The organism is Achromobacter spanius (assembly GCF_002966795.1).
GTDB classification, from domain to species: domain Bacteria; phylum Pseudomonadota; class Gammaproteobacteria; order Burkholderiales; family Burkholderiaceae_B; genus Achromobacter; species Achromobacter spanius_D.
Genome location: NZ_CP023270.1, coordinates 3,020,084 through 3,039,686 on the forward strand (window position 1 = coordinate 3,020,084; position 19,603 = coordinate 3,039,686).

General features: G+C 68.1%; 18 protein-coding genes. 8 read left to right on the plus strand and 10 right to left on the minus strand.

The features are described from left to right. Positions 1–63 precede the first annotated feature (63 nt). Positions 64–654, plus strand: coding sequence for a hypothetical protein (locus CLM73_RS13525; RefSeq protein WP_105238868.1), 591 nt, complete (start codon positions 64–66; stop codon positions 652–654). 31 nt (positions 655–685) lie between these two features. Continuing rightward, positions 686–1,306: a DUF4142 domain-containing protein gene (locus tag CLM73_RS13530; protein ID WP_105238869.1), complete on the plus strand. Its 621-nt coding sequence runs from the start codon at positions 686–688 to the stop codon at positions 1,304–1,306. A gap of 43 nt (positions 1,307–1,349) precedes the next feature. Here the strand turns inward: CLM73_RS13530 and CLM73_RS13535 are convergent, their stop codons facing one another. From CLM73_RS13535 to CLM73_RS13545, 3 genes are all read right to left on the minus strand, one after another. Beyond that, positions 1,350–2,240 (minus strand): SDR family oxidoreductase, encoded by an 891-nt coding sequence (locus CLM73_RS13535; RefSeq protein WP_105238870.1) that lies wholly within the window; start codon positions 2,238–2,240, stop codon positions 1,350–1,352. 83 nt (positions 2,241–2,323) lie between these two features. Next, positions 2,324–2,644: a DUF883 family protein gene (locus tag CLM73_RS13540; protein ID WP_224776797.1), complete on the minus strand. Its 321-nt coding sequence runs from the start codon at positions 2,642–2,644 to the stop codon at positions 2,324–2,326. 95 nt (positions 2,645–2,739) lie between these two features. Beyond that, positions 2,740–3,069 carry a four-helix bundle copper-binding protein gene (locus CLM73_RS13545; protein WP_105238872.1) on the minus strand — a complete coding sequence of 110 codons (330 nt, stop codon included), beginning with the start codon at positions 3,067–3,069 and terminating at the stop codon, positions 2,740–2,742. A 147-nt stretch (positions 3,070–3,216) separates the two neighbouring features. On the opposite strand from CLM73_RS13545, the gene CLM73_RS13550 reads away from it, so the two are divergent. Next, positions 3,217–3,468, plus strand: coding sequence for a hypothetical protein (locus tag CLM73_RS13550; RefSeq protein ID WP_105238873.1), 252 nt, complete (start codon positions 3,217–3,219; stop codon positions 3,466–3,468). Here the strand turns inward: CLM73_RS13550 and CLM73_RS13555 are convergent, their stop codons facing one another. After that, positions 3,469–4,521 (minus strand): DNA topoisomerase IB, encoded by a 1,053-nt coding sequence (locus tag CLM73_RS13555; RefSeq protein ID WP_105238874.1) that lies wholly within the window; start codon positions 4,519–4,521, stop codon positions 3,469–3,471. Positions 4,522–4,703: 182 nt separating this feature from the next. On the opposite strand from CLM73_RS13555, the gene CLM73_RS29115 reads away from it, so the two are divergent. From CLM73_RS29115 to CLM73_RS13565, 3 genes are all read left to right on the plus strand, one after another. Beyond that, positions 4,704–4,868 carry a hypothetical protein gene (locus CLM73_RS29115; RefSeq protein ID WP_167427925.1) on the plus strand — a complete coding sequence of 55 codons (165 nt, stop codon included), beginning with the start codon at positions 4,704–4,706 and terminating at the stop codon, positions 4,866–4,868. A 47-nt stretch (positions 4,869–4,915) separates the two neighbouring features. Further along, positions 4,916–5,068, plus strand: coding sequence for a DUF3309 family protein (locus tag CLM73_RS13560; RefSeq protein ID WP_082578807.1), 153 nt, complete (start codon positions 4,916–4,918; stop codon positions 5,066–5,068). A 154-nt stretch (positions 5,069–5,222) separates the two neighbouring features. Beyond that, on the plus strand, positions 5,223–6,179 hold the full coding sequence (locus CLM73_RS13565) for a 2-hydroxyacid dehydrogenase (RefSeq protein WP_105238875.1): 957 nt from the start codon (positions 5,223–5,225) through the stop codon (positions 6,177–6,179). Positions 6,180–6,197: 18 nt separating this feature from the next. Here the strand turns inward: CLM73_RS13565 and CLM73_RS13570 are convergent, their stop codons facing one another. Continuing rightward, positions 6,198–7,034, minus strand: a complete 837-nt coding sequence (locus CLM73_RS13570) for a universal stress protein (RefSeq protein ID WP_105238876.1) — start codon at positions 7,032–7,034, stop codon at positions 6,198–6,200. Positions 7,035–7,149: 115 nt separating this feature from the next. Beyond that, the gene (locus CLM73_RS13575) at positions 7,150–9,273 is read right to left on the minus strand and encodes an FUSC family protein (RefSeq protein WP_105238877.1); all 2,124 of its coding nucleotides are present in this window, start codon (positions 9,271–9,273) and stop codon (positions 7,150–7,152) included. Positions 9,274–9,559: 286 nt separating this feature from the next. On the opposite strand from CLM73_RS13575, the gene CLM73_RS13580 reads away from it, so the two are divergent. Further along, a complete protein-coding gene (locus CLM73_RS13580; RefSeq protein ID WP_105238878.1) occupies positions 9,560–10,471 on the plus strand; it encodes an EAL domain-containing protein in 912 nt (303 codons plus the stop codon). 160 nt (positions 10,472–10,631) lie between these two features. After that, a complete protein-coding gene (locus tag CLM73_RS29120; RefSeq protein WP_199778297.1) occupies positions 10,632–10,808 on the plus strand; it encodes a hypothetical protein in 177 nt (58 codons plus the stop codon). 112 nt (positions 10,809–10,920) lie between these two features. On the opposite strand, the gene treY is transcribed toward CLM73_RS29120, so the two are convergent. The 4 genes from treY to glgX are packed head-to-tail and all read right to left on the minus strand — an operon-like array spanning position 10,921 to position 19,602. Further along, the gene (gene treY / locus CLM73_RS13585; protein WP_105238879.1) at positions 10,921–13,548 is read right to left on the minus strand and encodes a malto-oligosyltrehalose synthase; all 2,628 of its coding nucleotides are present in this window, start codon (positions 13,546–13,548) and stop codon (positions 10,921–10,923) included. Beyond that, positions 13,545–15,710, minus strand: a complete 2,166-nt coding sequence (malQ, locus tag CLM73_RS13590) for a 4-alpha-glucanotransferase (RefSeq protein WP_105238880.1) — start codon at positions 15,708–15,710, stop codon at positions 13,545–13,547. Before malQ ends, treY begins: the two co-directional genes overlap by 4 nt. Beyond that, positions 15,707–17,494 (minus strand): malto-oligosyltrehalose trehalohydrolase, encoded by a 1,788-nt coding sequence (gene treZ, locus CLM73_RS13595; RefSeq protein WP_105238881.1) that lies wholly within the window; start codon positions 17,492–17,494, stop codon positions 15,707–15,709. Before treZ ends, malQ begins: the two co-directional genes overlap by 4 nt. Continuing rightward, entirely contained in the window at positions 17,491–19,602 is a 2,112-nt protein-coding gene (gene glgX / locus CLM73_RS13600; RefSeq protein WP_105238882.1) for a glycogen debranching protein GlgX, read from the minus strand. The genes treZ and glgX overlap by 4 nt, the downstream gene beginning before the upstream one ends. Position 19,603 lies beyond the last annotated feature (1 nt).

A 19,603-nucleotide genomic window follows, 5' to 3' on the forward strand; every position in this document is an offset into this window, starting at 1 on the left:
GGTCGGAGCGGGGCAGGTATGGAAGTTGCTCCTGCTTGGGGAATTTTCTACCGGGAGATCGTCATGTCCTTGATTGTCGCTGCACGGTTCCAGACCTTCGACGAAGCCACGCTGGCCGCCCAGAAGCTGTTTGCCGAGGGCTATACCGAGGACGACATCCACACGTTCTACGTCAGCATCGCCGGCGAGCACGGGCGCTTTCCGCTCGGCGGCGACCGCGTCGCGGACCCGGACGCCAAAGGCGGGCATTTCGGCGCGGTCGCCGGTGCGTCGCTGCTGGGTCTGGTGTTTGCCCTGGTGGCGGGAATGATTGCCGCGCAATTTGCCGCGTCGATCTTCATCACCATCGCGGCGGCCGGTGTGGGCGCCTATATCGGGGCGCTGGCGGGCGCCATGTGGGTGATCGGCCGAAAGAAGCGCGTGCGCGCGGCGCCCGGCGAACCCGAGAAATCCCACCCGCCGGTGCGACAGGCCGGGGTGATGCTGGCGCTGCATGTGGAAATCGGCCGCGAGCAGCAGGCGCGCCAGATCCTGCGCGCGGCGGGCGGCACGGATATCGAGCGGGCGAACGGCCGCTGGCAGGATGGCAAGTGGCAGGATTTCGATCCGCTGGATCCGCCGCGCCGCGTCGAAGCGCCCACTACCGCGAACTGAAGGCCAAGCGGCCGCTCACGGAGACAGAACAATGAAGCCATTTACCATTCCCTCGCTGGCGGCCGTGGCCGCGGCGGTTGTCCTGGCGGGCGCCGGCCATCTGAGCCACGCCGCCGAACTGGCTGCGTCCGACGCCCGATTCCTGCAGGCCGCGTCGGGATCAGGCCTGTTTGAAGTGCAGGCCGCCGAGTTGGCCGGCAAGCGCGCGCAGGATGCACAGGTGCGCGCTTTTGCGGCGAAGATGCTGGAACAGCATTCCGCCGTGAACAAGGAACTGAAGGCGCTGGCTGCCTCGAAAAACGTGTCGCTGCCGGATCAGCCGGCCGAGCCCGAACGCGCGACGCTACATGAGCTGGGCGGCAAGACTGGCGCGGCATTCGATCAGCTTTACATCCAGAAGGCCGCCGTCGACGCGCACGCCACCGCGAACCGCCTGTTCGAGACGGCGGCGAAAGCGTCGGAGGACGCGCAGGTGCGCGACTTTGCGGTCCGTACCTTGCCGATGCTGAGCGACCACTATGCAATGAGCCGCGCGCTACAGCGTGAACCGGCCGTCAATGGCGAAAAGATCCACCCCGCGCCGAAGGGCGAAGCGCCGCCAGTGTCTCCAGCGTCGCGCGCCGCCCCGGCTTCGGTCGTGCCGGAAAAGTGAAGACCGAAGCGGGGGATGCCGGCGTGGACGGTGATGCAGGTGCTCAGTCGCCCGCGCTGCCGGTGATCGGCAGCACGATCCCGGTGATGTAGCTCGAGCATTCGGGCGATGCCAGAAAGACGTAGGCCGGCGAGATTTCCTCGGGCTGCGCGGGGCGACCCAGATCGGTCTTTTCGCCGAACGCCTTGATCTCTTCGGCGCTTCGGTCGGCCGGATTCAGCGGCGTCCACACGGGACCAGGCGCCACCGCGTTCACGCGTATCCCTTGCTCGGCAAGATTGGCGGCCAGCGATCGGGTGAAGGCATGGATCGCGCCCTTGGTTGAAGAATAGTCCAGCAGCTTGGCGCTGCCGTTCAGGCCCGTGACCGAGCCCGTGTTGATGATGGCGTCGCCCGCCTTCAAGTGTTCAAGCGCCGCGCGCGCCATGTAGAAATAGCCGGTGATGTTGGTGCGCAGCGTCTTGTCCCATTTCTCGTCGCTGATTTCCGGCAGCGTTTCGGTGTGCAGCTGGTACGCGGCGTTATTGACCAGGATGTCGAGCTTGCCGAAGTGCTTGGCGACCTGCGCCACCGCTTCGTTGCAAAAGGCCGCGTCCTGCACGTCGCCCGGGATCAGCAGGCATTGGCGGCCCTCGGCTTGCACCGCGCGGCTGGTCTCCCTGGCGTCTTCGTGTTCGTCCAGGTACAGCACCGCGACGTCGGCGCCTTCGCGGGCAAACAGGACCGCGACGGCGCGGCCGATGCCGGAGTCGCCACCGGTGATGATGGCCACCTTGTCCTGCAGCTTGCCACTGCCTTTGTAGCCGGGCGCCTGGTACTGCGGTTTGAGCACCATGTCGGCTTCAACGCCTGGCTGTTCGTCCAGGTGCTGGCCCGGCATGGGCGGCGTGGGATGCGGGCGGTCGCCGGTCTGGGCGCTTTTGGGTGTGCTCATGTTCTCTCCCATTGGGCGGCGCGGGATGCGCCTTGCGCCCGGGAGTCAAGCAAACGCCGTTCCCGGCGGCCGCGTCGAACCGTCTACTGGCGCCCGACAATGATGCCGAGCAGAAACGCCGCGCCCGCCGCCAGCCCGACCGCCTGCCAGGGGCGCGCATGGATATATTCCTCGGTGCAATCCAGGGTTTCGCGCATGAGGTCATGCGCGTTGTCGGACGCGTCGCGCAGGCTTTGACGCGTGGCTTGAAGCTGGTCGCCCAAGCGCGCCTTCAAGGCCTCAAGGTCCGTTGCCGAGCTGTCGCTGAGCGTGGCTTCCAGCTCGTCGATCCAGCTTTCCGGATGCCGCGAGCGCCGGTAGGCGCCACGATTGTCGGGGCCGTTCTCGGGGAAGTCGGAAGGCATAGGGGTGTTCGTCGTGGCCATCGAAAGCTCCTTGACTGTCGGGCGGAAAATGCGCCGTCGCGGCCGGCCCGGGCGGCTGCGTGGCGGGGCGAGGCTTACGCCTCGACCATGTCTCGGCATGCCAGCGTGCAGGCGATGCACGCGCCTGCGCAGATCTGGCATTTTTCGGATTCGTGCGTGGAGCACTGCCTGGCGCAGGCGTCGCAGACCAGCGCGCACAGGGTGCACAGCGCCTGCGCGAACTCGCCTTCGCGGGCCAGCATGGCCGCGCATAGCCGGCAGACCGCCGCGCAATCGGTGCACAGGGCGATGCAGGCCCTGAGCTGCGCCGGGTTCTGCCGCAGGCAGCTGGCGGCGCACTGGTCGCACGCCACTGCGCATTCGTAGCAGGCTTGCACACATTGTTCGAAGTTTGGGTCTCGCATTGCATCTCCTTGTGAGCGGCCGAGGCCGCGCAGCCACACAAGGGCAGGGCGCCCTGCGGCACATCCGCTTGCAATTTGAAGGTCTTGACAGTTTTTCCCGCGGGCGAGGGGCCGTAGGATGAAGGTTCGCAAAGGCAGGAGATCACCATGAAACCTTCGTCCGCACCCAAATCCACCCCGTCGGCGCGCGCCGACAAATCCACGCAGGACAACGCTAAGATACTGCCGCCGGGCGGTCCCGTCGACGTGCCGAATCTACCGGATAAACCCGACGCCGACACGCCCGATGAGGCCGCGCGCGACAAGCGCGAAGTGGTCGACAACAAGACCGAGTCGAACTGGGCCGACGGCTCTGCACCGCAACCTCGCGCCAAGAACGCGCGCTCGTCGATTTTCTGATTAGTCATCGGCCGCCTGCTGGTCGTGCAGGAACGCGAGCAGGCGCCGCTCGTCGGCGCTGAGCCCGCGAGGACCCGCCGGGGCGGCCTTGCGGGCCGGTAGCGTGCCGGTCAGGTAAGCCTCCATGATTGCCGGGTGCACGTAGCACGCGCGGCAGACGGCCGGCGTATTGGCCAGGCGTTTCGAGACCTGTTTGATCACGTCGACAGCCTCCTGCCTGGCGCGGCGCTCGTCGTCGGCCTGGCGCCCCTGCAGCGCGGCATAGGCCATCACGGAGCCGGCCCAGGTGCGATAGTGTTTCGCCGTGTATTCGCCGCCGCCCGCGTTGCGCAGATAGGCGTTGACCGCGCCCGAATCGACCGGGTGCTTGGCGCCGTCTCCATCCAGATACTGAAATAGCTGTTGGCCGGGAATGTCCAGGCACTGCTTGATGATGCGCGCGACCCGCCGGTCCGTGACTGTCACGTCGTGCGGCACGCCGCTCTTGCCCTGAAAACGGAACCGGAAGCGGCTGCCGGCCACGGTCGTGTGCCGGCGTGTCAGCGTCGTCAGGCCATACGATTTGTTGGCTCGCGCGTATTCGCGTCCGCCGATGCGGATCAGCGTGATCTCCAGCAGGCGCACCAGTACGGAGATCACCTTGTCCTGCGTGAGGCCGGGGATTTTCATGTCGCGCTCGACCTGGCGCCGGATGCCGGGCAGGGCGTGACCGAATGACAGCAGGTTTTTGTATTTGGTGGCGTCGCGCACCGCCGTCCAGTCCTGGTGGTACCGATACTGCTTGCGGCCCCGCGCGTCGCGCCCCGTGGCCTGCAGATGCCCATCCTTCAGCGGGCAGATCCACACGTTTTCGTAGGCCGGTGGAATCGCCAGGGCGTTGATGCGCTGGATTTCGGATTCGTCGGTGACGCGAGCGCCTTTCTGATCCAGGTAATGAAACGTATGGGCGTTGACCCGCACGCGGGTGTAGCCGGGTTGCGTGTCATCCACATAGGTCAGCGCCGCCTCTTCGACGGGCAGCGGATCCGGGTCCTTTTGCGTGCGGGTGCTCATTCAATCTCCGGGTGCGCGCGGTAGCGCCCGCACCCAGCATGCCGCGTTCCCGGCCAAGCCGCGGCGGGCGGCCGCCGGGTTTGGGCACGGCGCTTGCTGAAGAGCGGGTTGGCAATCGTGCCGCCGTCACCCGCACCGGGCCGGCAGCGCCGCCAGCGAGAGAATCTTCACAGGAGAGTGCAATGCAAACCGTCCTGCAACTACATGTGCCGCCGAAGCCGGATCCGATTCCGCCCGGCTCGCCGCCGGGCGATCTGCCCGTGGATCCGGATACCGATGAGCCGGACGTGGATCTTCCCCCGCTGTCCCCGCCCGTCAAGGAAATCGTGCCGCCGAAAGACGCCTGACGCTACGCCCCTGAACAACTCGAATCAACAAAAACCAAGGAGTCATTATGTCGACCATCCTGCTGATCATCCTGATCCTGCTGCTTATCGGCGCCGTGCCCGCTTGGCCGCATAGCCGCGGCTGGGGCTACTACCCCAGCGGCCTCTTGGGCATCGTCGTCGTGGTGCTCATTGTGTTGCTGCTGATGGGACGCATATAGCGCCATGACACGCTGAGGGCCGCCGGATGCTGCTTGCGTTCGGCTGGCTGCCGTCAGGATGGACGCCCAAGGGCGCCCGTCCTGGCGCGTACGCCGCGTCGGGCGTAAGATTTGCGGGTTTCAGCAGCAACCTACCTAGACCCGCAGCCCCGACATGAGCATCCCCTTACTGATCCTGATCGACAGCGTTCAGGACTATCTTCCCGTCATCGAATCCCAGGGCTTTCGCCCAATCGTCGCCACCACCGACCAAACACGCGCCCAGGCCATCCAGGACCATGGCGCCGAGATCCGCGCCGTGCTGACCCGCGGCGCCACCGGCTTGCGCGCCGACGAAATGGCCGCGCTGCCGCAATTGAGCATCGTGTGCTCGCTGGGCGTTGGCTATGAAAATATCGACCTTGCGGCGGCGCACGCGCGCGGCATCCAGGTCACGAATGGTCCGGGCGCCAATGCCGTGTCCGTGGCCGACCACGCGATGGCGCTGCTGCTGGGCGCCGCGCGCCGGCTGCCGCAGGCCGACGCCTGGGTCCGGCAGGGGCACTGGAGCGGCTTCATGGGTCCGCAGGTCAGCGGCAAGCGACTGGGCATTCTGGGCCTGGGCACGATCGGCCTGGAAATCGCCCGCCGGGGCGCGAACGGCTTTGGCATGAGCGTGGGGTACTACAACCGCCGCGCCCGACCGGAATCCGGCTATACGTACTTCGACAATCCGCGCGCGCTGGCGGCTGAGTCCGATTTCCTGGTGGTGGCTACGCCCGGCGGCGCCGGCACGCATCATCTGGTGGACGCCGGCGTGCTGGAAGCGCTGGGTCCGGACGGGTATCTGATCAATATCGCGCGCGGCAGCGTGGTCGATACGGACGCGTTGATTGCAGCGCTGGCTGACAAGCGCATCGCCGGCGCGGGACTGGATGTGGTGGACGGCGAGCCGACCATTCCCGATGCGTTGAAGCGGCTGGACAACGTGGTGCTGACGCCGCATAGCGCGGGACGGTCGCCCGAAGCGGTGGCGGCAACCGTTGCCCTGTTTCTGGAAAACGCCACGGCGCACTTTGGCGGCAAACCTGTTCTGACGCCGGTGCGCGACGCGCAGCTCGTGGCGGCGTGAAGCCGCTCGGCCGCCTCGTCAGTGCGAGAACATGATCGGCACGGTCATGCTCTTCAGAATGGACGCCGTGGCGCCGCCCATGGCCCATTCCCGGAACTTGCTGTGGCCGTACGCACCCATGACGATCAGGTCGGCGCTGTAATCCGCGGCGGCATTCAGGATGGTGCTGCCGACGCCGACGCCCTTGATGTCGCGGCGCACGTGGTCGGGCGCGGGAATGCCGTGCGCCACGCAGTAGGTGGCCAGGTCTTCGAAGGCGATGGATTCGACGTTGCGGGTGGCCGCGCCTTCGTCCATGGTCAGCACGACCACGTGCGAGGCGCCCTGTAGCAGCGGGGTGGCGTCGGCCAACGCGCGGGCGGCTTCGCGGCTGCCGTCCCAGCAAAGCAGGACGCGATCGCCGACGACCGGGAATTCGCCGCTGGACGGCACGACCATGACGGGGCGGCCCGCGGTCAGCAGGGTTTGTTCGACGAATTCGTTTTCGTGCGCGGCCTCGACGTCGTCGCGGTTTTGCTGGCTGACGATGATGAGGTCGCTGGCGCGGCCGTGCAGGGCGACGGTGGCGCTGGGCGAGGATTCACCGGCACGGACGACGGCCGGTACGTCTGCGATGGCGGCGGCTTCCAGAAAGGCGTTTTGTACCTCGCCCCGGTTCTGGGCCTGCAGGTTTTTCATGATGTTGAGCGAGCGCGACATCATGACGGATTCGCCGTAGTAATACTGTGGCGGCGCGGAGCTGGCGTAGACCCCCACCAGTTCGGCCTTGTGGCGCTTGGCCAGTTCCAGCGCCAGCGCGGTGCGGCGCTTGCAGTCAAACCCGTGGTCCAGGTGGACGGAAATGCGGCGGTACATGGAGGGCCTCCTTGGTTAAACAAGCCATGTCCGTATGGTTGCCGTTTAACCGGAGCGCTCCATTGATGCGCGTCAAGCCGGTTGGAGTTTCACCCCGCCGGCTCAATGCAAGCCGCTATTGCGGCGCCGGGTCGCGTTGCACGCGGTCGCGCAATTGGCGAATCTGCCGCGCCTGCTGCGCGATGCGGTCGAGCGGCGCGGCCAGCGCCGGCTCGGCGGCGGCGATGACTGCGGGCACGCCCAGGCCGCGTGCCTCGTGCATGGGGGCGGGGCCTTCCGGATGCAGTACGTGTGCCAGCACGGCGCCGTAGTCCCGCAGCGCGGCTGCTTGCGGGGACTCGGGCGGCAGCGCTGGCTGGATTTCCAGCACGGTGCCCGCGGCCGTGATGCGGCGCATGGCGTTGAGCAGGTTCACGGCGGTGTCCACGTTCCGTTCGCGATGCACCGGATTCTGCTGGAGCCGTTGCAGGGACGCCTCGGCGTTGTCGGCCGACAGGCAGGCAAGCCGACGCAGTCCCACAATGTCGCGGGAGGCGTCGTCGCCGCTCTTGTCCTGCGCCAGGGCCAGCGCGTAGTCCGCATGCCGCTGAAGCGCGCGGGTCAAGGCGCCGGCCAGCTGCCGCGGCTCTTTTTCCGGCCAGACCAGAAAGCCCACAAGCAGCGCCAGAATGCCGCCCAGCACGCTGTTGAACGCGCGCAGCGCGGCCAGCGTGGGTTCGTAGATCTCGGGCTGCTGGATGTGGCTGACCAGCACGAACTGCGACGTCAAAAAGAAGGTGAAAAGCGCGTAATGGACGGTGCGCGCGGCGAACGTGCCCAGCGCGATGGGCAGGACCGCGAGCGCCACGGATAGGGGCGTGGTGAGAAAAAGTCCCAGCAACGAGGCGCCGATGGCGCCGGCCACGCTGCCAACCACGCGCTCGACCGTGCGCTGCCAGGTCGTCGCAAAGTAGGGCTGCAGAATGAAGACCAGCGTCAGCGACATCCAGTAGCCGTGGTTGACGGCGAATGTCTTGGACAGCGCCACCGCAATGGTGGCGCCCACGCCGACCCGCAGCGCATGGCGAAAGGCGTCGGATTCGAATCGCAGGTTCTGGCGCAGCGTGCGCCAGGCCTGCCGCGCGCCGCTCGCTTCGCTGGCGCGGTGCGCGGGCGCGGCCGGGGCGGCGGCGAGGTCGAACAGCGATTGCGTGACCGCCTGCGCGGTGTGCAGCAGACGGTCCAGCACCGGCACCACGGTGGCAAGGTCCGGCGCGTACGCCATGGCGCCGCCGCGCAGGTCGCGCAGTCCGGCGTTGTAGTGCGCCAGGCGCTCGTGCAGGCATTCGGCCTGCTTGGCGTCGCTGACGTCGGAGGTGCTGGCGATGGCGTTGCAGACGCTGGCGTAGCGATGCAACGCGTGCGACAGGTGCGCCCCGGCGCTGCGGCCCAGCCAGCGCGGGGCGTTGGATTCCAGCAGGTCGGCGGCGGCGACCAGTGCGATGAAGCTGTCCTCGGCACTATCCAGCAGGTACAGCAGTTGATGGGCGCGGGCCCGGCGCGACGGGCGGGCGTCGAGCACCTCGCGGATCCGGACGCGGGCGGCTTCCAGGGCGGCGCGCTGGGCGCTGCGCTGGGGCCGGACGACGGCGCTCCAGGCCTGCGGGCCCGCCGCGGGCGCCAGGCCGGAGTACATGCGGGCCAGCGCATCGGAGAAATCGGCGAGGCCCCGGTAGCAGTGGGCGACCGCGTGGGTCGCGTCCTTCCAGGGCCGGCGACGCCAGACGAGCGCCGTCATCAAGATCGCCCACGCCGCGCCAGCCAGGAAGAACAGCGTGTACCAGAGGCTTTCCTGGAGCGTCGGCGCCGGCAGCTCGGCGGCCACGACAAAGCCGGCCGACAGCAGCGTGCCCACGATGGCGGCAGCGGGGCCCAGCACCCGCAATAGCCCGCCGAAGGTGCAGCAGACAAAGGTCAGCGGCAGCAGCAACCACAGATGCGACGCGCTGGCGCTGGCCAGCAGGCAGAACAGCGCCCCGATCAGGCCCAACGCCAGCATCGAGCCGGCGCGCTTGCGCAAGGGGCCGCCGGGGTCGCCGAAGCAGGCCCAGAACGCCGCGATGGCGGTCCAGCCCAGGCGCGGCTCGTGAATCAGCACGGCTAGGATGACGGGGGCCGCGCTGATGGCGGCGGCTTGCAGGGCATCGAGCCACAGGACATTGCGCAGCGAGGCGCGCCAACGGGTAAGCAAACTAGTCACGCGGATGAAGTGCAGCGGGAAAGGGGCGGAGCAAGGCCGAAAGACGGCAACCCTACCATGTCGACAAGACAGTGGCGGGCGAATGCGGGGCAAGCCCGGCAACCGGCCCGCAACGGGCAAACGAGTCGCCCGCAAAGCCGCGCCAAACATGAATTTGCGCACCTTAACACTGATGGTTACATATGTGTGACTTTATGGCGCGGAGGGCGCAGAATGCGTCGATATCGTGTCCCGATCTGCGCCCGGACAGCGCAGGCAAGCCGTCGGGGCACCACCGGAGCAAGCCATGTCAAATACAGAGTCTTGCCAAGATCCCGTGGTCAGCGACGCGGAAATCACTGCCATGATCACCGGCAGGGACGGGCTGCGAGTGCTCCTGCAGCCGCAAGTCGACCTGCTGACCGGTCGCATCGTTTCCGCCGAAGCGCTGGTGCGCTGGCAGCACCCGCAGCTGGGCATCGTGATGCCCAGCGATTTCATCCCTGCGGTGAATCGGCTCGGGCTGGACTGCATGCTGTTTGAACGCGTGTGCGTGCGGGTCATCGACGCGCTCCAGACGCTGCGCCGCGTGGGCGTGGCCGTGCCGCTGGCGATCAATGCGCCGGCCACGACGCTGTCGGAAATGCGCTGTGTCGACTTCCTGCTGGACCGCGTGCGGGCCGCGGAATTGCCGCCGTCGCTGGTGCGTGTGGAATTGACGGAAGACGAGCCCATACACGACCTGGACGTGCTGCGCGCGTCGCTATTGCGTCTGGAAGAGGCGGGCTGCGAAGTCAGCCTGGACGACTTTGGCACCGGCCATGCTTCGCTTAAGCTGCTGTCGGCGCTGCCGCTATCCGAAGTGAAGATCGACCAGTATTTCGTCACGCGCATGCGCCGCAGCGCCGTGGCCTTCGAAGTCCTGCGTACCGCCGCGGAACTGGCTACCCGTCTGGGTTGGCGCGTGGTCGCCGAAGGCGTGGAGAACGTGGCCGACATTCCCGCCCTGCGCGCGGCGGGCTGCCGCTACGGGCAGGGCTTTTCATTGGGCCGTCCCATGCCGCTGGACGAACTGATCCTTCGCCTGCGTACGCAGCGCGACGGCGGAGAGCCGCTGGCAGCGCCTGCCGCCTACGCGTCGTCGTGGCTGGACGCGTTCGATGGTTCCGGCCAGGATGCCGAATCGAGCCGCGCCGCCGTGCATACCGCGCTGCTCTAGCGCTCGTGCAACGGTAGTTTTTACCGATCGGGGCGGCTTTTTCCGCCTTCGCTTCCGTCCCCCAGAAACCATGTCTGGCGCTTCCCGGCGCAGGGGGTGTCAGGCACGCGGGTTGCTCTATGGTCCATGCGGAATATCTCCGCCTACTAGGAGACGTGTGATGGCCAACCAGAATCAACCCGACCAGCAGAAGCAACCGCAAAAGCAGCAATCCCAGGAGAACCCTCGGGACCGTAACCAGCCGGGTCAGCAGCCCGGCCAAGCTGGCGAGAAGATGGAGAAAGACCGTAATCAGCAAGGTCAGACTTCGGATCAGCAAAACAGGAATCAGCGCTAAACGCGCTGACTACGCCGGCCGCGTGACCAGCGCGCGGCTCAGCGCGTAGTGCCTGACGGCCCCGGCCGCGTTCGCTCTCCGTGGCGCAGCCGGGGCCGAATTACGTCTGCAACTACGCCGACAGGCACAGCACCGCAGGTCCGTCGCGCAGCAGTTCCGTGATGGGCAGCAGGCCGCCCGCATCCGTGCGCACACGGCGGCCGGTCAAGGCGTCATGCAGCGACAGGCCAGGACTGCCTGCCGGCAATTGCAGCGTCGTGCCGGCCCAGAACGCGCGCGCCCCAGCCGCGTCGCCAAGCGCATACCCGGCCAAATGCAGGGCACAAGTCCGTGCCGCGACGATGAGGGCCGTCTGACCATCGTGTTGCCGCACATACGCCAGCACGTGGCCGGCTTGGGCGCCTTCGGCCGCGACCGAGTGGAACTGCCCACCCGTGAAGGGCGCAGGGGTGCGCTGGCGGGCCAGAAGCAGCCGGTGGATCAGCGCCTGCTTGACCGCGCCGGTGCGCCACGCCGATTCGGACAGGTCTATTGCCACATCGCGTGATCCGTCAGCGAGCAGCTTCGCACGCAACGCGTAGTCGACCGGCCTGCGGTTGTCCGGATCGACCAGGCTGAAATCCCACAGATCGGTTCCCTGATACAGATCCGGCACGCCGGGCAAGGTGTTGCGCAGCAGCGTCTGCGTGAAGCTGTTGACCATGCCCGCGGGCGCAATCTCCAGGGCGAAGGCGGCAATGCTGGCCAGCACGCGGCGGCCTTCGGGGTCGCCGCCCAGCCACGCCAGGCATTCTTTTGCGGCAGCTTCGTACGTAGGATCCTGATCGGTCCAGCTGGTGTGCAGCTTGGCCTCGCGCAGCGCCTTTTCCTGCCACTGGCCGATCCGGTCCAGCCACGCTTGCAGGGCGTCGGGCGACCAGTCGGGGGGATCCGCACGCCACTCGCAGGGCCAGGCGCCGATCAGCGTCTGGATGAGCATGTAGCGGTCTGCCCGCGTCATGCCGCCGGGCAATGCGTCGATCCAGCCGCGCGCGGCCTCCTGCCAGCGCTCGGGCATTTCGGTCAGAACGGCCAGCCGCATCCGTGTGTCTTCGCCGCGCTTGTGGTCGTGCGTGGCGGTGGCGAGCATGGCGCGGGGATGGGTGCGTGCGCGGGCCGCGCAGGCGGCATGGAAATCTTCGGCCGATAGGCTGAAGCACGCAGGCGACGCGCCCACCTCGTTGCGCGACAGCAGCGGTCCGTAACGGTAGAAGAGCGTGTCTTCCAACGCCTTGGCGGCCAGGGGCGGGGTCAACTGCTGGAAGCGGCGCAGGGCGGTGGGATGGTCCGTTTCGCCGTTGAGCCATTGCGCGAGTTGCGCCAGCAAGGTGGCGTCGGCCGAGCCTTCGCGGGCCGCCATCGCCGTCGCGGCGCCTTGAACCGCGACCTCTCGCTGCTGCGCGTCGGCCGGATTGCGGCCCTCGTCCTCCGCATAGGTGCGGTAGACGGGAAAGGCGGCCAGCAGGGCGCTCAACGCGCGGTCGATCGCCGTGGCGGTCCAGTCGCGCGTGCGCACATCGCGGGCGGCGATCTGTTCCAGGCAGCGCACGAGCGCTTGCCGTTCCGCCGGGAAATGCCGGGCAAGCATGCGCACCCGCGCCGCGCGCAGCTGCTCGGCGGCGTCGCGGTCGTCGCCGGTCAGGGTGCGCCAAAACGCCTGCAGCGGCGCCTCGGCCTGCGGGTCGTGCAGCACCGCGCTTACCTGATCCATGAAGTCGTAGCCCGTGGTGCCGTCGGTCAGCCATCGCGGGTCCAGCGCCTCGTCATGCGCCAGGATTTTTTCGACAACCAGGTAGGGCTGCTCCTGGCGCAGCGCCGCGGGACGGTTGGCGTTGGCGTCGGCAAGCCGTGCCGACAACCGGCGCAAGTACCCGCCCGGCGTTGCCAGGCCGTCGATATGGTCGATGCGCAGACCGTCCAGCACACCCTGGGCGTACAGCCGCAGGACCAGCGCGTGCACGTCGTCGAACACGCCCTCGTCCTCGACGCGCACGCCGACGAGTTCGCTGATTTCAAAGAAGCGCCGCCAGTTGATCTGGTCCGGCGCGGTGCGCCACCACGCCAGACGGTAGTGCTGGCGTTCCAGCAATTCATGCAGGCGCTGCCGTCCGGCGGGTTGCGCGGGGTCATGTTCGCGCAGCCACGCCTGGCGCTCCGCGCCGCGCGGCACGGACGACGGGGTCAGCGGAAAGCGCTGTCCATGCACGTCCAGCTCGGGGGACGACGCGCCGGTGTCCCATTGCGGCGTGATGGCGCCGTGTTCCAGCGATGCGCCGTACGGGTCGCCAAGGATGGGCAGCAGCACCTTGTTGCGCAGCGCCGGCGTGAGCGGGTTCCATTCGATATCGAAGTAGGCCGCGAATGCGCTGGCGGGACCATGGGCCAGTACGTCGCGCCACCAGGCGTTGGCGGGATTTGCCGCCATGTGGTTGGGCACGATGTCCGCGATGAGGCCAAGGCCGCGCGCCCGCGCGGCGCTGGCCAGGCGGAGCAGGGCGGGCTCGCCGCCCAGTTCGGGGCTGACGATGGCGTGGTCGATGACGTCGTAGCCGTGGGTGGAGCCCTGCCGCGCGCGCGTGATGGGCGATAGATACAGGTGACTGACGCCCAGGTCTGCGTAGTAGTCCACCTGCGCGCACGCGTCGTCGAGCGTGAAGCCTGCGTGCAGCTGCAGGCGGGCGGTGGCCTGCGGTGCGCTCAAGATTGTCTCCTTCCGGCGCGCGCGGCATCCAGACGGGCCTGCGCGGCGGGGTCTGCGAAGGTCGCGCGGATGCTCAACGGCAAACGCTGGCGCCAGTTGGGATGGGTGTCGATGGTGCCGGGCAGGTTCGGTTGATCCAGCACGCCCGCAACGTCCTCCATCGGCACCAGCAGCAGCGGGCAGGGACTGGAGGACACGAAGCGCAGCAGCTCGGGAACCGGGGCCTGGCCGGGCGGCGTTTCCGCCTTCGGATCCAGGGCGCGGGTGAGCGCTTGACGGTCCTGCGCGCGGGCGGCGCGCAGGCTTTGCTCGTCGTCGTCGTCGCCCAGCAGATGCAGTTTGACGCGCCAGTCGATGTCGCGCTCTTCCCACCAGCCGCGCAGGGTCGGCAGATCGTGGGTGGTGGTCATGGCGGCGGCGTTTTCGGGCCATTCGGCCGGCGGCGTGAAGCCGGCGGCCGCCCGCGCGCCGGAGGCATCCGCGCCCTCGGCGACGGCTTCTGCCGCATCCGCGACCGGCGGTGCGTCCACCGCCTGGCGCATGAACCACAGCACGTTCATGCCGAGCACGCCGTTGTCGTTCAACCGGTCGTCGAAGCCTTCGGGCACCGTGCCCAGGTTTTCGCCGATGGCGCAGGCGCGGTGGCGCCAGGCCTCCAGCGCGATCAGCGCGAGTATCTCGTCCAGCGGGTAGCGCAGATAGGCGCCGTCGGCGGGCGACGCGCCTTGCGGCACCAGCCACAGGCGCGCCATGCCCAGGATGTGATCGATGCGCACGCCGCCGGTGTGGGCCAGCACCGCGCGCAGCATCTCGATGAATGCGGCGTAGCCGTTGGTGTGCAGCGCGCGCGGAGAAAACGCGGTGAGGCCCCAGCCCTGTCCGAGCGGATTGTAGATGTCGGGCGGCGCGCCCACCGACATGCCGCGCATAAGGTCGGCCTGCCGGCTCCACGCATGGCTGCCGTCCGGACTGGCGCCCACGGCCAGGTCGGCAAGCAGGCCCAGCCGCATGCCGGCCTCGCGGCCCGCCGTGTGTGCCGCGGCCAGGTTTTCCGCCGCGAGCCATTGGGCAAACTGATGAAAGTCCACCTCAAGCGCGTGATCCTGCGCGAAGCGTCTGACTTGAGAAGAGGCCGGATCGCGTAGGGCGGCCGGCCATTTCTGCCACGGCGGGATCTTGCCGTCCGGTGCGCGGTGCGCGGCATGCAGGGTCTCGAAGATCGCGTGGTCGCGCAGCGCCTGGCCACGGTCTACGCAGAACTGCGCATAGCGTGTCCGCTGGCTGGCGGCGCCGCTGCTGGCAAATTCCGCATGCAGGGCGCGCAGCAACCGCAGGCGGATCGCCGCGGCCGCCGGCCAGTCGATGAGATCCAGCCCGTCCAGCGCGTTCAGTTCGGCCGGCGCGACGCCGGACAGCGCGCGCACCATGGCGTCCTGGCCCAGCACCGAGGCGGGCGCCGCAAACAGCACATTCAGGAAGAGGCGGTTGGACGGCGAGTACGGGCTGGACCGCTCGGGCTGCGCCGTGTACATCGCGTGGACCGGGCTGATGGCCAGCATGTCCGCGCCTTGCTCGGCGGCGGCCACCGCCAGTTCGCGCAGCGCGCCGAAGTCGCCGAAACCGTGCGTGCGCGGCACGGCGGCGCGCGCGTCCTGGCGCAGGCTGTAGACCTGAGCGGCCAGACCCCAGCAGCGCGGGCCGGTCACGCCGGTCAGGTCGGCCAGGCTCGGGGCCTTCTGCGGTGCAACCGCCAGCGTGGCCTCGGCCGATGTGAGCAGCAGGCGATGGTAGCCGGGCTCGTCGGGGGCGATCATGAAAGGCACGCGGTCGGCGCCGGCCTGGATGTGGCCATCCAGGATGCGGCCGGACTCGCACAGGATGCGATACGGCCCGCGCGCGGTCTTGGGCAATACGGTGCGGGCGTTGCAGCGCGTCACCAGCATCGGCGGCAGCGCATCGGCGGCCTGTTCAGCCAGCCGGCGGCGGCTGTCCTCGATATCGCTCGCCGTGGCGGCCGGCAGGTCCATGGCCGCCAGCAGCGCGCGCAACGTGTCGGGCGACACCTGTTGCGGCCGCTGGCGCGCGTCCGACCAATGTTCCGCGATGCCGGCATCCAGAGCCAATGCGGATAAGCCGTCCGGCTCGGGCTTGGAGCGCTTCATGCCGGTTCCTCCAGCAGCCAGACGGTGCAATCCGGACACAGCTCACCTTGCGCAAGGCGGTCGCGCCCGCCTGCAGGTGATTCGAAGAGCAGGGTGGCGAAGACGTCCGGCCCGGGCATGAGCGATTCCGGCACCGTCTGCGGTATGGGTCCCAGATTCGTGTAGACCGTCAGCCGGGCGCCATCGGCCAGCTCCCAGCGGGCGAACACGCTGCGGTCGCCCACCGCCGAAGCGCCCAGGCTGACCGCGCCTGGCAGGCGTGGCGCAATCGACCGCGCCCGCAATTGCAGCAGCGCCGAATAGTCGCGCATCCACTCCGCCGCATCCGGCTCGTCCTGCCAGGGAGAGCTGGCGTGGTAAGTGGATTCGTCGTTCGGGTCGGGCAACTTCGCAGCGGGCGAATCGCCCGCGAATTCGGGAAAGGCAGAGAATTCGCGCTGCCTGCCGTCGCGCACGGCCTGCGCCAGTTCGGGATCGGTATGGCTCGTGAAATACAGGAACGGGGTGCGCGATCCGCGTTCCTCGCCCATGAAGATCAAGGGGATCTGCGGCGAGAGCAATTGCAGCGCCACGGCCGCGCGCAAGCGCTGGGTATTGTCGACCAGCGCGATCAGCCGTTCACCGCGGGCGCGGTTGCCGGTCTGGTCATGGTTCTGCAGGAACAGCACGAAGGCGGTCGGCGGCAGGTCCGCGCTGCGCTCGCCGCGCGGCTGGCCGCCGCGATAGGCCGAGGGCTGGCCCTGGTACACCCACCCTTCGGCCAGGCAGCGCGCCAGCGCCTGCGCGGGCGCTTCGGCGTAGTCGGCGTAATAGCCGCGCGATTCGCCGGTCAGCAGATGGTGCAGCACGTGGTGCGCATCGTCGTTCCATTGCGCCTCGAAGTCGCCGCGCAGCAGGCTGGCGCGGTTGTCGTCGTTTTCCACGACCAGATGCACGTGGCGCTCGGCCGAGACCCCGTCGCGCACGAAGCGGGCCATTTCGTGCAGCCACTCGTGCCCGGCGATGGCATGCACGGCGTCCAGCCGCAGGCCGTCGAAGCGGTATTCGGTCAGCCAGTACAGCGCGTTCTCCTTGAAGTACGTGCTGACGGCTTCCTGGCGAAAGTCGATGGCCGCGCCCCACGGGGTGTCTATGTCGGTGCGGAAGAAGGGCGCGGCGTAGCCGGACAGATAATTGCCGTCCGGGCCGAAGTGGTTGTAGACGACGTCCAGCATCACGCCCATGCCATGGCCATGCGCCGCGTCGATCAGGCGCTTCAGGTCGTCTGGCGAGCCGTACGCCGTATCGGGCGCGTACGGCAGTACGCCGTCATAGCCCCAATTCCGTTCGCCCGGAAAATCGGCGATGGGCATGAGTTCCAGCATGGTGATGCCCATGTCCGCCAGTGCCGGCAACCGGGAGATCAGGCCCGAGTAGCCGCCGGCCAGACCCGCGTGGACCTCGTAGATGACCGTTTCTTCCCACGGGCGGCCGGTCCATTCCGGGTGGCGCCAGCGGTACGCGCCCGGCTGCACGACGATGCTGTCGCCATGCACGTCGCCGTCCTGCAAGCGCGAAGCGGGATCGGGCATGACGGTGTGCTCGTCCAGCCGATAGTGGTAGCGCGTGCCGGGCGGGCAGTCCACGTCGGCCTGCGCGTAGCCGTCCGGGCCGGGCCGCATCGGAATGGGCGGATGGCCCTCGACCTCCAGCGCTAGGCTGGGCGGGGCGCTGGGCGCCCATAGCCGAAAGCGCGTGACGCCGCTTTCCAGCGGAATCGCGCCATAGGAATACGAATGCGTCATGGCGCGTCTCCGGATTCCTCACGCTGGGCCAACAGGACCAGACTGTGCGGGGCGACGGTTACGGCCGGCTCGTCCCACGGCGCGGGCGCGGCGGGCTTGTCCGAATCGAGTTCCAGCGACCACGCCAGCCCGGGCTCCGGCAGCGTGAAGGTCACCGCTTCGTGCGTGGGGTTCATCAGCAGCAGCGTCACGTCGGCGCCGCCTTCGGGGCGCTGCGCGGCGCGGCGCAAGCCCATTACGCGTTCCTGCTCCGCTTCCCAGGCCGGGCCGTCCAGTTGCGCGCCGGAAGCGTCGAACCAGGAAATCGCGGGGATCCCCGGCACGATCTCCTGGCCGGCATCGCCGTAGCGGGCGCTGCGCACGCTGGGATGCGCGCGGCGCAACGCGGTCAGGCGGCCAACATAACGGCTGAGCGCGCGGCCGGCGTCGCTTTGCGCCTGCGTCCAGTCCAGCCACGAAATGGCGTTGTCCTGGCAGTAGGCGTTGTTGTTGCCTTCCTGGCTGTTGCCGAATTCGTCGCCGGCCAGCAGCATCGGCGTGCCGTCGGACAGCATGGCCGATCCCAGCAGCGCGCGCTGCACGCGGCCGCGCGTCTCCAGGATCTGCGGGTCGTCGGTGGCGCCTTCGGCGCCCCAGTTATGGCTGAAGTTCTCGGAATGGCCGTCGTTGCCGTCCTCGCCGTTGGCCTCGTTGTGGCGGCCGTCGTAGCTGACGATGTCGGCCAACGTGAAGCCGTCGTGCGAAGCCACGTAATTGATGGTGGACCAGGGTCGGCGATGGCGGCGGTCGAAGATGTCGCGCGACCCGCACAGCCGGGCCGCCATGTCGCCGCGCATGCCCTCGTCACCGCGCCAGAAGCGGCGGGTGGTGTCGCGGAACTTGTCGTTCCATTCCGCGAACCCGGGCGGATGGTTGCCGAGCTGATAGCCGTCCGGGCCGATGTCCCACGGCTCGGAGATCAGCTTGAGCTTGGACAGGACCGGGTCCTGCAGGATGACGTCAAAGAACCCCGAGCCGGGGTCGTAGCCGTTGCCTTCACGCCCCAGCGTCACGCCCAGGTCGAAGCGAAAGCCGTCCACGCCATACGAAGTGGCCCAATAGCGCAGGGAGTCGGTCACCATCTGCAGCACGCGCGGATGCGACATATTGACCGTGTTGCCGCAGCCGGTGTCGTTGATGTAGTAGCGCTCTTCGCCCGGCATGAGGCGGTAGTAGCTGGCGTTGTCCAGGCCGCGCCAGGACAAGGTCGGCCCCATCTCGTTGCCTTCGCAGGTGTGGTTGTACACCACGTCAAGAATGACCTCGATGCCTGCCGCGTGCAGGCGGCGGATGGCGAGCCGCAACTCGTTGGGGTGCTGCATCAGGTAGCCGGGCTCGGGCGCGAAGTACGATAGCGTGCTGTACCCCCAGTAATTGCGCAGGCCGCGTTCGGTCAGGAAGTGATCCTGCAGGAAGGCATACACCGGCAGCAGTTCCACCGCCGTCACGCCCAGGCGTTGCAGATGCTCGATGAAATGCGGATCGGCCAGGGCGGCGCAGGTGCCGCGCAGCGGCTGGCGCAGGTCTTCGCGCTGCATCGAGGCGCCGCGCACATGGACCTCGTAGATGGTGGTGTCGTTCCACGACGTGCACGGCGCCTTGCTATTGCCCCAGTTGAACGGGACTTCATCGGCCACGATGGCCTTGGGCATGGCGGGCGCGCTGTCGCGGCGGTCCAGGGTCAGGTCAAGCCGCGAGTGATTCATGCGGTAGCCAAAGAGGGCGGGGCTCCAGTGCAGCGGTCCGCTCAGTTGGCGGGCGTACGGGTCCAGCAGCAGCTTGTGCGGATTGAAGCGGTGCCCGTTCTGGGGATCGTACGGGCCGTGCGCCCGGTAGCCATACAGCAGGCCGGGCTGCGCATCCGGCAGGTACCCATGCCAGATTTCATCCGTGCATTCGGGCAGGTCGAAGCGCCGCAGTTCCTTGCGGCCCTTGGGGTCGAAGATGCACAGCTCGATGCGGGTGGCGTGCGCCGAGAACACGGCAAAGTTCACGCCGAGGCCGTCGCTGGTGGCGCCCAGCGGTGTCGGCTGGCCGCCGGTGATACGGGTCAGTTGGGACGGATCCATG